Annotated in this window: 12 protein-coding genes; 8 read left to right on the top strand and 4 right to left on the bottom strand. The window is 49.1% G+C overall.

The window, feature by feature from the left end:
* Positions 1–81: 81 nt before the first annotated feature.
* A complete protein-coding gene (locus HR45_RS15450) occupies positions 82–2,250 on the bottom strand; it encodes a M3 family metallopeptidase (RefSeq protein ID WP_037444698.1) in 2,169 nt (722 codons plus the stop codon).
* Positions 2,251–2,485: 235 nt separating this feature from the next.
* Between HR45_RS15450 and HR45_RS15445 the strand changes: the two genes are divergently transcribed.
* Complete coding sequence (locus tag HR45_RS15445) at positions 2,486–3,064, top strand: thymidine kinase (RefSeq protein WP_037444739.1); 579 nt, start codon at positions 2,486–2,488, stop codon at positions 3,062–3,064.
* Positions 3,065–3,072: 8 nt separating this feature from the next.
* Here HR45_RS15445 and HR45_RS15440 read toward each other — a convergent pair whose 3' ends face one another.
* Positions 3,073–4,239, bottom strand: a complete 1,167-nt coding sequence (locus tag HR45_RS15440; protein ID WP_241461141.1) for an FUSC family protein — start codon at positions 4,237–4,239, stop codon at positions 3,073–3,075.
* Positions 4,240–4,435: 196 nt separating this feature from the next.
* Entirely contained in the window at positions 4,436–5,830 is a 1,395-nt protein-coding gene (locus HR45_RS15435) for a M20/M25/M40 family metallo-hydrolase (protein WP_037444695.1), read from the bottom strand.
* A gap of 133 nt (positions 5,831–5,963) precedes the next feature.
* On the opposite strand from HR45_RS15435, the gene HR45_RS15430 reads away from it, so the two are divergent.
* Positions 5,964–6,260, top strand: a complete 297-nt coding sequence (locus HR45_RS15430; RefSeq protein WP_037444692.1) for an ArsR/SmtB family transcription factor — start codon at positions 5,964–5,966, stop codon at positions 6,258–6,260.
* 71 nt (positions 6,261–6,331) lie between these two features.
* Here HR45_RS15430 and rpsT read toward each other — a convergent pair whose 3' ends face one another.
* Entirely contained in the window at positions 6,332–6,598 is a 267-nt protein-coding gene (gene rpsT / locus HR45_RS15425) for a 30S ribosomal protein S20 (protein ID WP_037444690.1), read from the bottom strand.
* A 253-nt stretch (positions 6,599–6,851) separates the two neighbouring features.
* Here rpsT and murJ point away from each other — a divergent pair, with 253 nt between their 5' ends.
* The 6 genes from murJ to ispH are packed head-to-tail and all read left to right on the top strand — an operon-like array spanning position 6,852 to position 14,157.
* Positions 6,852–8,417 carry a murein biosynthesis integral membrane protein MurJ gene (gene murJ / locus HR45_RS15420; RefSeq protein WP_037444688.1) on the top strand — a complete coding sequence of 522 codons (1,566 nt, stop codon included), beginning with the start codon at positions 6,852–6,854 and terminating at the stop codon, positions 8,415–8,417.
* A gap of 58 nt (positions 8,418–8,475) precedes the next feature.
* Positions 8,476–9,411, top strand: a complete 936-nt coding sequence (gene ribF / locus HR45_RS15415) for a bifunctional riboflavin kinase/FAD synthetase (RefSeq protein WP_037444686.1) — start codon at positions 8,476–8,478, stop codon at positions 9,409–9,411.
* Positions 9,412–9,441: 30 nt separating this feature from the next.
* Positions 9,442–12,261: an isoleucine--tRNA ligase gene (ileS, locus tag HR45_RS15410; RefSeq protein ID WP_037444684.1), complete on the top strand. Its 2,820-nt coding sequence runs from the start codon at positions 9,442–9,444 to the stop codon at positions 12,259–12,261.
* 10 nt (positions 12,262–12,271) lie between these two features.
* Positions 12,272–12,778, top strand: a complete 507-nt coding sequence (gene lspA / locus HR45_RS15405) for a signal peptidase II (protein WP_037444735.1) — start codon at positions 12,272–12,274, stop codon at positions 12,776–12,778.
* Complete coding sequence (gene fkpB, locus HR45_RS15400) at positions 12,771–13,196, top strand: FKBP-type peptidyl-prolyl cis-trans isomerase (RefSeq protein WP_037444682.1); 426 nt, start codon at positions 12,771–12,773, stop codon at positions 13,194–13,196. Before lspA ends, fkpB begins: the two co-directional genes overlap by 8 nt.
* 1 nt (position 13,197) lies before the next feature.
* Positions 13,198–14,157, top strand: a complete 960-nt coding sequence (gene ispH, locus HR45_RS15395; RefSeq protein WP_037444680.1) for a 4-hydroxy-3-methylbut-2-enyl diphosphate reductase — start codon at positions 13,198–13,200, stop codon at positions 14,155–14,157.
* Positions 14,158–14,168 lie beyond the last annotated feature (11 nt).

The following is a 14,168-nucleotide window of genomic DNA, read 5'->3' as shown; positions in this document are numbered from 1 at the left end:
CCTCCATAGGAGGTGGTTTAAGGGTGACAATGAAAAAGCGCAGCTCAAGGCTGCGCTTTTGGTTTTGGGGCTAGCGGAAACTTACAGTAATCCGCGACGCTTTAATAAGCCGTCGGTGGTTGGCTGTTGGCCGCGGAAGTTTTCATAAGCCTCCATTGGCGGCACGCTGTTGCCGACTTCGCGAATCGCTTTACGGAACTTCATGCCGATATCACGATTCAATCCACCCTGTGTTTGCACATAAGCAAAGGCGTCTGCCGCAAGGATTTCACTCCACATATACGCGTAGTAGCTGGCGCTATAGCCGCCGGGGAACGCATGGGCAAAATAGGTTGAACGATAACGCGGTGGGACTGCAGAAAGATTCACCCCGTGTTTGGCCAGTGCCGCAGCTTCAAATTGAGCCACGTCCTGCAGCGGTGCATCTGCTTTCAGGCTATGCCATTCCAAATCCAGCAAGGCGGCAGACATGTATTCCAGCGTGTCGAAGCCCATGTTGAAACTGCGTGAACGTAGCAACTTGTCCAGCATATCGGCGGGCAAAGGTTCACCGGTTTGATAGTGCTTAGCATAGTTGGCCAATACCGTTGGATGACCAGCCCAATCCTCTTCAAAGGTGGATGGAAACTCGACAAAATCACGTGAAACCGCTGTGCCTGACAGGCTTGGGTACTTCACTTTGGAGAACATGCCGTGCGTGCCGTGTCCCAGCTCGTGGAACATGGTGGTTACCTGGTCATAGCTGACAAAGGTTGGTTCGCCGTCAGGAGCTTTTTGGATGTTCATCACGTTGACGACGACAGGCTTCTGGTTCAGCAGTTCGCTTTGGCGTACAAATGAGCTCATCCAAGCGCCACCACGTTTGCCTTCTCGCGCAAAGTAGTCGCCGTAGAAAATCGCCATACTACTGCCATCAGCGTCAAACATTTCCCACGCTTTCACATCTGGATGATAGACCGGCAGATCTGGACGTGGTTTGAACGTTACGCCGTAGAGTTGATTCAGCGTAAAGAACACACCATCTTGCAGCACGCGGTTAAATTCGAAGTAAGGCTTAAGGCTGCTTTCATCAAGATCATATTGCGCTTTACGCACTTTCTCGGCGTAGTAGGCCCAGTCCCATGGCTGCAATTCAAAATCAGCACCGGTTTCTTTAATCATGGCTTGGATAGCGGCCGCTTCTTTTTCGGTATTTTCCACTACCGCAGGCACCATTGAACCAAACATGTCAAAAACTGCTGCTGGCGTTTTCGCCATTTGTGGCGCTAAACGATAGGTCGCCCAGTTTTCATAACCCAATAGTTCTGCTTTTTGCGCACGCAGTTTGGCTAATCGTGCGACCAAAGAGGCGGTTTCATTATCGCCAGTTAAGCCGCGGCTTGAGGATGCTTGCCAAATCTGCTGGCGTAGTTCACGGTTGTTCAACTGCGCCAATACTGGTTGACGAGTGGTATTGGTGATATTCAGCAGATACTGGCCATCATGGCCCGCGTCCTTGGCATCTTTGGCGGCATTACGAATGGCGGAGTCTGATAAGCCATTGAGCATCTTCACGTCAGCAACCAGCACTGCATTTTCTTTGGTGAGCTTCAATAGACGCTGCTGAAAATCATTCGTCAGGGTCGACTCTTCTTCGTTCAGTGCGCGAATTTGCACTTTCTGATCGTCAGTTAGGCGGGCACCAGCTAGGACGAAGCGTTGGTGATAGACCTCAATTAAACGTACTTGCTCAGGTGTCAATGCGAGTTGCTCGCGCTGTTGGTAAAGTGAGTCAATACGGTTAAACAGCTTTGCATTTAGATTGATGTTGTCGGTATGCGCCGCCATTTTGGGCGCCATTTCGCGCTGAATGCGGCGGATATCTTCATTGCTGTTGGAACTGCTCAGATTGTAAAACACCGCTGCTGCGCGACTCAACAGCGCTCCAGAACGCTCCAGCGCTTCAATGGTATTACTGAATGTCGGCGCATCCGCCTGCTCAGCAATGGTTAATACTTCTGCCATTTGAGCGGTTATGCCTGCTTCTAAAGCGGGTTGGAAGTGTTCCGTTTTGATGGCGCTAAAGTCGGGTGCTTGGTATTGCAGTTGGCTAGCAGCAAACAAGGGATTTTGTTGTTCGAGAGTTTGAGTTGCTGCTACTGGTGTTGCTGGTGCTTCTGCAGCTGTAGTCGATGTCATCTCTTCAGATTTTGAACAGCCAGCCACGAGCAATACTTGCCCGAGCACAATGGCGATGAGCGTCTTGCGCATTTTATTGTTTTCCTTCGATTAGCGGTCAATAAGCTCGGCAAACTAACAAGCCGGGGTTAATCCAATCTGAAATGCGCCGGGTGATGTGTCTTAACTGAGAGATAGACTGTGATAAAAATGTAACAAATTAAGAAAATGCCGTGACATCCGCGTGATAGCCGTCATTAACCTGACCTGATTTTTCAGTCCGAACAGGGTATTATGGCCGCCATTAATCATGTTCGGAGCGCCGGGTTTGGCTCAGCTTTACTTTTACTATTCGGCGATGAATGCCGGGAAATCGACCTCGCTATTGCAGTCTTCTTATAACTACCGCGAGCGTGGTATGCATACGCTGGTATTGACGCCAGCCATTGATGACCGCTTCGGTACAGGCAAAGTCGCTTCTCGCATAGGCATTGAGTGTGAGGCGTCAATATTTAATAGCAGCGATGACTTATCGCAGTTGATTGCCGCAGAGCATCAGCGTCAGCATATCCATTGCGTGCTGGTGGATGAGTCGCAATTTCTGAGTAAGACCCAAGTGAAGCAGTTGGCCTATGTGGTCGATTGTCTTGATATTCCAGTCCTGTGTTATGGCTTACGTACCGACTTTCAAGGCGAGCTGTTCACTGGAAGCCAATATCTACTGGCGTGGGCCGATAAGTTAGTTGAACTGAAAACGATCTGCTTCTGCGGCCGTAAAGCCAATATGGTGATTCGCCGAGACAGCGAAGGACGCGCAGTCAAAGAAGGTGCGCAGGTGGCGATCGGCGGCAACGAGAGCTATGAGTCTGTATGCCGCAAACATTTTCGCGAGTTAGTGTGGGAGTAGTCGTCTGACTACTCCTGCTTGTCTACCGCTTCGTTAGCTTTGACCTTAGGTGATTTGGCGTTCCCCCGTGGAGAAACGCTGTCGGTTAAGGTGGCCAGCAATCTGGCTTTATGACGATAGGCGGCGATCAATTTATCGAGCTGTGTATGAATGCCTGTTAGCGCGAGCGCCAGCTGGAAGATTAACCAGCTGTAGCCATTGAGCGAAAACGCGCGCTGAGCAGATTCACTGTCGTGTGTGTGCTCACGCTGTTGCAGCGCAATCAACTGTTGCTCCAACTGATAACTAAAGCCAGCCGGCAATAATGGTTGTTTGTCGACTTTACCTGAGAGGTAATCCGCCAACTCCAGCAAATGTTGCTGCATGATTTGCGCAAATTGTTGGATTTGCGGTAGCGCGGGATGTTGTTCTTCATTCAATTTGCTTTGCAATAGCAACTCGAGCAGCGTTATCACGCGCACCTGTTCATCGGCGAGTTCAGTGACGGTCGCTGCATGTTTTTTTAATGTCTGGCTTTCCCATTCGAGCGAAAACATCAGCTTCTTTTGCGCCAATACCGCTTTCATTGCGTTTTCTAGATGACTTCTGGCCTTCTTGCTATCGCCATCATGATTAAGGTGAGCATCCAGTACTTTAGCCATCATCGAAAAGGTTTTTGCCATCTGCGCCCGCCAGTCTTGTTTGGCTTTAATTGGCAGAACAAACAGCGAAACTAACACGGCGACGACACAGCCGATGAGAATGTTCGCCGTGCGCCATAAGGCGGCAGAGGTATCATGGTTTGCATCACCAATCACGATAATCATGGTAAAGCCGGTAACCAAGTAAGCGTAGCTATAGCGGCCAGCATTGAGATAGCAAACAATGGTGACGCCAAGGATCAGGAGTCCCATAAGGTGCCAGTATTGGTCGATGAAGATCACCAGCAACACACCATAACTCGCACCAAGTAAGGTGCCCACGGCACGTTGCATCGATTTTTCAATTGCACCACCAACCTGCGGCAGCCCCATCATGATGATGACAATCGTCACCATGCTCCATATAAAGTGCGGTACTGGCCAAAAGCCGTTCACTAAAGCGACTAGCCCTAACGCAAGGGCAATTTTAAAGGTGTGGACAATTCTGGCGTAACGATAAATAAAGGCCGATAGCCGAGTGGCTTTTTCGAACACGGTTAAAGTTCCCGCGATTAAAAACTTTTGAAAGATAAATAAATTATCGCAAATATTTTGCAGAGTGCGTAGTGGGCTGGCACCAAAGCGTAAACTTCTGCGGCGCCAAAGGCATTGTTGTGATTTGACTGTGAGCGTTGTCACGAACTCAAACTGCTGGTGCTACATAAGCATCACCAGCAGTTAACAAAAGTCACTATTTTAGCGGGCGAAGTACGAGTTCAGACTGCGCCATCAGGTAGGCAAACTGGGCATACACCGCCACATTTTGGGCTAAGGCGGCTGGATCCACTTTATCGAGGGTGTCGTTTGGTGTGTGGTGATAGTCAAAGTAGTCCTGCCCATTTTGTCTCAGCGAGGCTACTGGCACACCTTGGGCGGGTAATAGTGACACTTCAGAGCCACCACGGGCGTTGTTATCACCTAACTCAACGCCGATAGCTGTCAGGCTGGTAAGTAACGCTTGTGCTTCGTTAAAGACGCTTGCAGCCACTTTAAGGTCGGCGCGGTAGATGCGATCTGCACCAAAATCAGACTCGGCGGCAATATAGTGTTTTGCCATTTCGTCTTTATGTCGCTCCACATAGGCTTTACCGCCAATCATTCCAATTTCTTCGGCGGCAAATAGCACTACGCGGATGGTACGCGCCGGACGCTGGGGTAATTCACCAATCAATTTAGCTGCGGCAGTCACAATCGCCACACCAGATGCATCATCAATCGCGCCTGTCCCTTCATCCCAAGAATCCAGATGAGCGCCTAACAGCACGATTTCATCAGGCTTGGAGGCACCGGTAAATTCCCCGATAACGTTATAAGTTGCAGTGGTACCTTGTGATTTAGGCGTTAGCGTCAGTTGTAGTGTTACATCGTCGGTGCGTGTCAGCATGGCATTGAGTAGATCTGCGTCAGGATTACTCAAGGCTGCCGCAGGGATTTTGGCCACCTTATCGTCATAGTGCATCATGCCCGTGTGGGCTAGACGGTCGTGGTCAGTACCGATTGAGCGTATGACAATGGCAACGGCCCCGAGCTTAGCGGCTTCGATGGCACCATTTACTCGACCAGCAACACTTTTGCCGTAGCCAGCCCCTGTTTTAAAGCGCTCGGTCTTCTGATCTATAAATACGATTTTCCCGGCAACATTCTTCTTGGATGCATGTTTTAATGCGTCTAACGTGTCAAAACGGGCGATCTTCGCAGTTAGCCCTTCCTTCGGCGTGGCGACACTGCCACCTAACGCGGTCAATACTAAATTTTGCGGGTAGGGAGAAATGACTTTTGCAGAGGCTTCGCCTCGTTGCCAAACCGGTACAACTACCGGTTCTTTATAGACTTTATCAAATCCTAGCGACGTCAGCTTGGCTTCGGCCCAAGCAACAGCAACGGCATTTTCTGGACTGCCAGCGAGACGCGGACCAACTTCAACTGTCAAAGATTCTGTAATTTTATAAGCGAGGTCAGATTGGAGCGCTTTCTGCGAGAGATCTATCGCAACCTTTTGATTTAAATTGGAACTTTCCGCACATGCGACATTGGGAAAGTAGCTTAAGATCAATGAGGTAATGAAAATAGGGAGTGATTTTCTCATAGAATTCCTTGTTTTTTGTACGTGTGTCCCATTTTTGAAAAGAATGTACCAAAAAATGTGCTTTAGGTCGCGTCTCTCTGTGTAAGCCGACGCTATATTAGGGTTGGAATTTATTTTAGGAGAGTAGGCTCGTATGAATATAGAGTTGATGCAGCAGCGCGCAGACCATGCAGTGGTTCTGCTGAAGGCGCTGGCAAATGAAAGACGGTTGTTTATTTTGTGCTATCTGCTGAATGAAGGCGAGATGTGCGTTGGCGAAATGAACAAAAAACTTGGGTTAAGCCAATCAGCGTTATCACAGCACTTAGCTTGGTTACGCAAAGATAATTTGGTGACGACCCGTAAAGAAGCGCAGACTGTGTATTACTCACTGAAAAGTGAGGAAGTGCGCGAGATCATCCGTTTGCTGGATAATATGTATTGTCACTAATTGAACGATATTAAATTGCAGCAATAAAAAAACCGGCTTAAGCCGGTTTTTTTAATGACATTCGAATCAGATTAAGCAGCCAGTGCTTTGATACGAGTGTTCAAGCGAGCCTTATGACGAGCAGCCTTGTTCTTGTGGATCAGGCCTTTGGTTGCCATACGGTCGAGAATTGGTTGTGCAGCGTTGAAAGCTTCAACGGCAGCAGCGTGATCACCAGCTCTGATAGCAGCGATAACTTTCTTAACGTAAGTACGCATCATTGAGCGGCGGCTCGCATTGTGTTGACGGCGCTTTTCAGATTGAAGTGCGCGTTTCTTTGCAGTCTTGCTGTTAGCCAAGGTGCAACTCCTAAAAACTGGAATGATAACTTTTAAAGGCCGAGGAGGATGCCCGTTTTTCGTCACTTTGTCAATGACGTCGGTGGAAATTCCGCCATAAAAGCAAAATATTCCGAGCCGTTTGGCCTTCCTCAACCCAACTCGTGTAAGATGGGGCGCATTCTAACAGTAAAAATTAGCGTGTGACAGTCCAAAAAGGAATTTTTGAGATTTTACGCTGTCCGCGCCGACCTCCATTTTCAGGGTGAAATGATTGAGTAGAAAATTGGTTCGCTCAGGACTCATTGTCAGTGCGATGACATTGGTTTCTCGAGTGCTGGGATTGGTGCGTGACGTGGTTGTGGCGAACCTGATGGGCGCGGGCGTAAGTGCCGATGTGTTTTTCTTCGCTAATAAAATTCCCAACTTTTTACGACGACTGTTTGCTGAAGGAGCGTTCGCCCAAGCTTTTGTGCCAGTGCTGACCGAATACCAAGAAACTAAGAGCCGTGATGAGGTCCGTGAGCTATTAGCGCGTGTTGCCGGAACCCTAGGCTTATTGGTGACGTTAGTGACGGCCTTTGGGGTGATTGCCTCGCCAGTTCTGACGGCATTATTCGGTGCCGGTTGGTTTATGGCGTGGTTACATGGCGAAGCCGATGGCGCCAAATTTGAGCTGGCGTCTTTGATGCTCAAAATTACCTTTCCTTATTTGTGGTTTATCACCTTTACTGCCCTGAGCGGTTCAATCCTGAATACCCGTGGCCGGTTTGCGGTGTCGGCATTTACGCCAGTATTTCTCAATGTGGCGATTATTACCGCCGCTATTTTTCTCAGTCCACAGCTCGCCCGTCCGGAAATCGGACTTGCTTGGGGCGTATTTGCGGGTGGAGTGATCCAGTTTCTGTTTCAAATTCCCTTCCTTTATAGAGAAAGGGCGTTGGTGCGACCTAAGTGGGGCTGGCGCGATGAGGGTGTGACTAAAATTCGCAAGTTAATGTTGCCTGCTTTGTTTGGTGTAAGTGTGTCGCAAATCAACTTGCTGCTTGATACCTTTATTGCCAGTTTTCTCGTCACAGGTTCAATTAGCTGGTTGTACTACTCCGACCGATTACTGGAATTTCCGTTGGGCATGTTTGGCATTGCGATTGCGACGGTGATTTTGCCGGCGTTGTCTAAACGCTTTGTCAGTGCCGACCGTCAGGAATTTAGCCAGACCATGGATTGGGGGATTCGCGCCATCATTCTGCTTGGCTTGCCCGCAATGGCGGGATTGATAGTGTTGGCAAAGCCGATGTTGCTGGTGCTGTTTATGCGCGGCGAATTTGGTGTAGAAGACGTGAGCCATGCCGGGGCATCGTTAGTGGCATATGGCACAGGTTTACTGAGCTTTATGCTGATTAAGGTACTGGCCCCCGGCTACTACGCCAGACAAGATACCAAGACTCCGGTGAAATATGGGGTTATCGCCATGCTGAGTAATATGGTGTTTAACGTTATTTTTGCTATTCCTTTTGGCTATGTCGGGTTAGCGATTGCGACATCTATATCAGCGGCACTTAACGCATCCTTGCTATACCGTGGCTTGCACCAGCGGCAAGTCTACCAAATCGGGCGGACTACCTTAGTCTTTATCGGTAAAGTGATACTTGCCGTTGTCGCCATGATTGCCTTGCTGCTGTATCTCACGCCAGATATTCAACAGTGGGTGGATTGGCGCTTTAGTCAGCGCATATGGCACCTATTGTTACTCATCGCTGAAGCTGCGCTACTTTATTTAGCTGTGTTACTACTGATTGGGATTCGACCATGGCAGGCAAAACCTGTCGTCAAGGGCTGATTATCATCATGAGCTGGTATATAATCCGCCAATTTACGCCAGTGCGGTCATTTGTTGTATGGAATTGATTCGCGGAATTCACAATATTCTGCCCAAACATCATGGTTGTGTGCTGACTATCGGCAACTTTGATGGGGTGCATCGCGGCCACGCGGAAGTGATAGGTAATCTGGTCAAACGTGCCAAGCATCTAGGCTTACCGGCAGTTGCGATGACCTTTGAACCACAACCGCAAGAGCTGTTTTGTGGCGATAATGCACCTGCGCGCCTGAGTTTGCTGTCGGATAAAATTCATCTGTTAGAAGAGTTAGGCATCGAGCGTTTGCTCTGTGTCAATTTTAACCGTCGCTTTGCCAGCATGGAGCCAGAAGCTTTTATTGAAGAGTTACTGGTGAACAAGCTTGGGGTGAAGTATCTCGTGGTGGGTGATGACTTTTGCTTTGGGCAAAAGCGCCGCGGCAACTTTGAGATGCTGTGTGCCGCCGGGGAAAAGTATGGCTTTGCAGTCGTTAGCACCCAAAGCTTTTTAGTTGGCGACCAACGCGTGAGTTCTACTATGATCCGTCAGGCGCTGGTAACAGGTAATTTGGAGCAAGCGAGACGTTTGTTAGGGCATCCATACGTGATGTCTGGTCGCGTTGCTCATGGCCAAAAAATTGGTCGTACAATCGGTTTTCCCACCGCCAATATCGCGTTAAAACGCAAGGTGGTTCCGATTAAAGGGGTATTTGCAGTCCGACTCTGGTGGGATGATAGTGATACCTATGAAGGCGTAGCCAATATTGGCTATCGGCCAACTGTACAGGGGCAAACGTGCCAGTTGGAAGTCAATCTATTTGATTTTCAAGGTAATTTGTACGGTAAAAAAGTTGCTGTAGAACTGGTAGCGAAGATTCGTGATGAAAAGCCGTTCCAGTCTCTTGAGGCGTTAAAACAACAGATTAATAAAGATGTTGACAGGGCCAAGGCTCTGCTCAGCAAAGATGCAGGCTGATTTTTCAGTCAACGAAATGGTAAAGGATCGATGAGCGACTATAAATCAACTCTGAATTTGCCGGAAACTGAGTTTCCGATGCGTGGTAACCTGGCGAACCGGGAACCGCAAATGCTTGATCGCTGGAACGAAGACAATCTGTACCAGCAGATCCGCAACAGCCGCGCTGGCCGTGACTTATTTATTCTTCACGACGGCCCTCCATACGCGAACGGCGATATTCATATTGGTCACTCAGTTAACAAGATCCTTAAAGACATTATTATTAAGTCAAAAACCTTGTCGGGTTTTGATGCGCCTTACGTGCCAGGCTGGGACTGTCACGGTCTACCAATTGAGCTGAAAGTCGAGCAAAAGGCGGGTAAACCAGGGCAGAAGATCTCTGCTGCTGAATTCCGCGCAGAGTGTCGCCAATACGCCGCTAAACAAGTCGACGGTCAACGTAACGACTTTATCCGTTTAGGTGTGTTGGGCGATTGGAGCAATCCTTATCTGACCATGAACTTCGACACTGAAGCTAACATCATCCGCTCACTGGCCAAAGTGATCGATAATGGCCACCTGCAGAAAGGTGTTAAGCCAGTACACTGGTGTACTGACTGTGGTTCTGCGTTGGCTGAAGCGGAAGTGGAATACGAAGATAAAACATCTCCAGCGATTGATGTTGCCTTTACCGCAGTAGATAGCGCCAAAGTGGCTGCTGCGTTTGGCGCAGCAGATATCAATGATATCGCCATGGTGATCTGGACTACCACACCGTGGACGCTGCCAGCGAACCGCGCCCTGTGCGTGAGTGCTGATTTGGACTACGTGCTGGTTGAACTGCAACTGGAAAGCGGCGTTAAGCACTTGGTACTGGCCGAAGCGCTGTGGGAAGAGTGTGCTAAGCGCTACGGCGCCACCGACACCAAAGTGTTGGGTCGCACTCAAGGCGATACTTTGGAGCTGATGCAGTTCCAACACCCATTCTATGATTTCACTGTGCCAGTGATTTTGGGCGACCACGTGACGACCGATTCAGGTACTGGCGTCGTTCACACCGCGCCTGGTCATGGTCAAGACGACTTCGTAGTAGGAAACAAGTACGGCCTAGAAGTGGCTAACCCTGTAAACGATGAAGGTGTTTATAAAGAAGACACCCCTTTGTTTGCTGGTCAGTTTGTCTTTAAAGCCAATGACGCCATTGTGGAGTTGCTCAAAGAGCGCCATGCGTTAATGCACTTTGAAAAATATAACCATAGTTATCCGCATTGCTGGCGCCATAAAAAACCGATTATCTTCCGTGCCACGCCGCAGTGGTTTATCTCTATGGATAAAAATGGCCTGCGTAGCCAAGCACTAACTGAAATTGCCGAAACTCAGTGGATCCCAGAATGGGGTGAAGCACGTATTGAGAAGATGGTCGCCAACCGTCCAGATTGGTGTATCTCGCGTCAACGTACTTGGGGTGTCCCAATCACCTTGTTTGTGAACAAGGAAACCGAAGAGCTGCATCCTGACAGCGTGGCTTTAATGGAGCGCGTCGCGCATCGTATCGAACAGCAAGGCATTCAAGCGTGGTGGGATTTAGATGTCGCTGAAATCTTAGGTGATGAAGCTGACAAATATCGCAAAGTGACTGACACCTTAGACGTATGGTATGACTCAGGTTCAACCTTCTCTACCGTGGTAGGTACTCGCCCTGAATTCCAAGGCAAACGTGCTGACTTGTACTTAGAAGGTTCAGACCAACACCGCGGTTGGTTTATGTCGTCACTGATGTTGTCGACTGCCATGCATAACGAAGCACCTTATAGCCAAGTGCTGACCCATGGTTTCACCGTGGACGCCAAAGGCCGCAAGATGTCAAAATCACTCGGTAACGTGATTGCACCGCAGAAAGTCACCAACAGCTTAGGCGCTGATATTCTGCGTCTGTGGGTGGCTTCTACCGACTACAGCGGTGAGATGACCGTTTCTGACGAAATTCTCAAGCGTAGTGCTGATGCTTACCGTCGTATCCGTAACACCGCGCGTTTCTTGTTAGCTAACTTGAGCGGCTTTAATCCTGCAACCGATATGGTGGCCATTGAAGATATGGTGGCATTGGATCGTTGGGCAGTACGCCGTGCCCATGCCGTACAACAAGAGTTGCTGCAAGCTTATAACGAATACAACTTCCACGTAGTGACTCAGAAACTGATGCAGTTCTGCTCGGTTGAATTGGGCAGCTTCTATCTGGATATCATCAAAGACCGTCAATACACCGCTAAAGCTGATGGCAATGCGCGTCGTAGCTGTCAATCTGCGTTGTATTTGATTTCTGAAGCTCTGGTGCGTTGGATTGCGCCAATCCTCAGCTTTACTGCTGATGAGATTTGGCAATTGCTGCCAGGTGAGCGCGAACAGTACGTATTTACTCAAGAGTGGTATGACGGCCTGCGTAGTGTCACTTTAGAAGATGATTTGAGCGATGACTACTGGCAACAGCTGCTGACCGTGCGTGATGAAGTGAACAAAGCACTGGAGCAGGGCCGTCGTGACAAAGTGATCGGTGGCGCCTTGGAAGCGGAAGTGACCTTGTACGCGGATGATGTACTTGCCGCTTCATTGTCTAAGCTTGGTGACGAACTGCGCTTTGTGCTGTTGACCTCAAAAGCGACTGTTGTTGCTCTGGCTGATGCGCCTGCAACCGCTGCTGAAACAGAGTTGAAAGCGCTGAAGCTTGTCGTGGCAAAAACTGATGCTGAGAAATGTGAGCGTTGCTGGCACCATCGTGAAGATGTCGGTGTGAATGAAGCTCATCCACATCTGTGTGGTCGCTGTGTGACCAACATTGAAGGTGATGGCGAACAACGCGAATTTGCATAAGGTGGCCAGCATGCCTGCTGATTGGAAACAAAGTGGCTTGCGCTGGTATTGGATTGTTGGTCTGGTGTTAATTGCCGACCAACTTTCTAAACAGTGGATTTTAGCCAACTTCAAGTTGAATGAATCACTTAACCTGTTGCCATTCTTCTCGCTGACTTATCGACAAAATACCGGTGCTGCGTTTAGCTTCCTGCATGATGCGGGCGGCTGGCAGCGCTGGCTGTTTGCCTTGGTAGCGGTTGGTTTTAGCGTGGTATTAACTGTGTGGTTACGCCGCCAGCATTGGACAGAAAAGCTTAATGGCGTAGCGTTTACCTTAGTTATTGGCGGCGCCTTAGGAAATCTGCTGGATCGGCTCATCCATGGGTTCGTGGTGGATTTTCTACATTTCTACTATCAAAACTATCACTATCCCGCATTTAATATTGCCGACTCGGCGATTTGTGTCGGTGCGGTATTGATTATCTTTGAAGGTTTTTTTGCCAAGAAACACAAAGAGGATAACGCTAATGGCTGAGTTAACCCGTTCTTTACTGTGTCATATGGCGATTCTACTCGACGATGGTTCTACCGCTGAGAACACGCGCAGCAATAACCAACCGACCTTGCTTAATATCGGTGATGATAGTTTGAGCCCAGCGTTTGAAAAGGCGCTTGAAGGGTTAAGTGTTGGTGATAAAACCGAGTTTACCTTAGCGCCAGTTGATGCGTTCGGTGAGCCAAATCCCGATGCGATTTACTATCTCGACCGCAGTAAGTTTCCGGCTGACATGAAACTGGAAGCTGGCGTTATTGTTGGCTTCGCTGGCCCAGGTGGTAGCGAAATCCCCGGTATTGTGCGTGATGTCGCGGGGGATTCGGTCACCGTTGATATGAATCATCCTTTGGCGGGTCATACTCTGACATTCCAAGTTGAAGTGATTGAGGAGCGCTAATATGACAGCGTTAAAACCTGCCGCAGGCGGACTCAATATTATGTTGGCTAATCCCCGTGGTTTTTGTGCCGGGGTAGATCGCGCCATCAGCATTGTTGAACGTGCATTAGAGTTGTTTTCGCCCCCCATCTATGTGCGCCATGAAGTCGTGCATAACCGCTATGTGGTGCAAAATCTTAAAGATCGTGGTGCGGTATTTGTCGATGAACTTGAGCAAGTGCCTGATGACAGTATCGTGATTTTTAGTGCGCACGGCGTATCGCAAGCGGTACGACAAGAAGCGAAAGCCCGTGGCCTAAAGGTGTTTGATGCGACCTGTCCATTGGTAACCAAGGTTCACCTGCAGGTGACGCGCGCCAGTCGTAAAGGGATCGAATGTATTCTGATTGGTCATGAAGGCCACCCAGAAGTTGAAGGCACCATGGGGCAATACGATAACCCTGAAGGTGGTGTTTACTTGGTGGAGTCGGTGGACGATGTCACCAAGATGCAGGTAAAAAATCCTGCCAATCTCTGCTTCGTTACTCAAACTACGCTGTCAGTCGATGACACTCAGGACATCATAGCGGCACTACAGGCGCGTTTCCCGTGCATTGAAGGGCCTCGTAAGGATGATATCTGTTACGCCACGCAGAATCGTCAGGATGCAGTGAGAAAGCTAGCATCCGACGTGGATATGCTGATTGTGGTTGGTTCAAAAAATAGTTCTAACTCCAATCGCCTGCGTGAACTTGCGGAGAAATCGGGAACTCGTGCATATCTGCTGGATTCATCGGAAGACTTGGATTGTCAGTGGTTTGAAGGTGTCACTAAAGTGGCTGTGACGGCTGGTGCTTCTGCGCCTGAGGTGTTGGTACAGCAAGTGATTGAAGCAGTCGTTAAGATAGCGCCTGGCGTGGTAACTGAAGTCGCTGGACGCGAAGAAGACACTGTATTCGCCGTTCCCGCAGAGCTACGCTAACTACGGCAGAA

Source organism: Shewanella mangrovi (assembly GCF_000753795.1).
GTDB lineage: Bacteria > Pseudomonadota > Gammaproteobacteria > Enterobacterales > Shewanellaceae > Shewanella > Shewanella mangrovi.
Note: the sequence above shows the minus strand (reverse complement) of the source record. Positions and strands in the feature narration are given on the sequence as shown.

Excerpts from the sequence above, each read along its gene's own strand:
- HR45_RS15435 (WP_037444695.1), bottom strand. The coding sequence starts at position 5,830 with ATGAGAAAATCACTCCCTATTTTCATTACCTCATTGATCTTAAGCTAC.
- fkpB (WP_037444682.1), top strand. The coding sequence starts at position 12,771 with ATGGCTGAGTTAACCCGTTCTTTACTGTGTCATATGGCGATTCTACTC.
- ribF (WP_037444686.1), top strand. The coding sequence starts at position 8,476 with ATGGAATTGATTCGCGGAATTCACAATATTCTGCCCAAACATCATGGT.
- lspA (WP_037444735.1), top strand. The coding sequence starts at position 12,272 with ATGCCTGCTGATTGGAAACAAAGTGGCTTGCGCTGGTATTGGATTGTT.
- ispH (WP_037444680.1), top strand. The coding sequence starts at position 13,198 with ATGACAGCGTTAAAACCTGCCGCAGGCGGACTCAATATTATGTTGGCT.
- HR45_RS15430 (WP_037444692.1), top strand. The coding sequence starts at position 5,964 with ATGAATATAGAGTTGATGCAGCAGCGCGCAGACCATGCAGTGGTTCTG.
- ileS (WP_037444684.1), top strand. The coding sequence starts at position 9,442 with ATGAGCGACTATAAATCAACTCTGAATTTGCCGGAAACTGAGTTTCCG.
- HR45_RS15450 (WP_037444698.1), bottom strand. The coding sequence starts at position 2,250 with ATGCGCAAGACGCTCATCGCCATTGTGCTCGGGCAAGTATTGCTCGTG.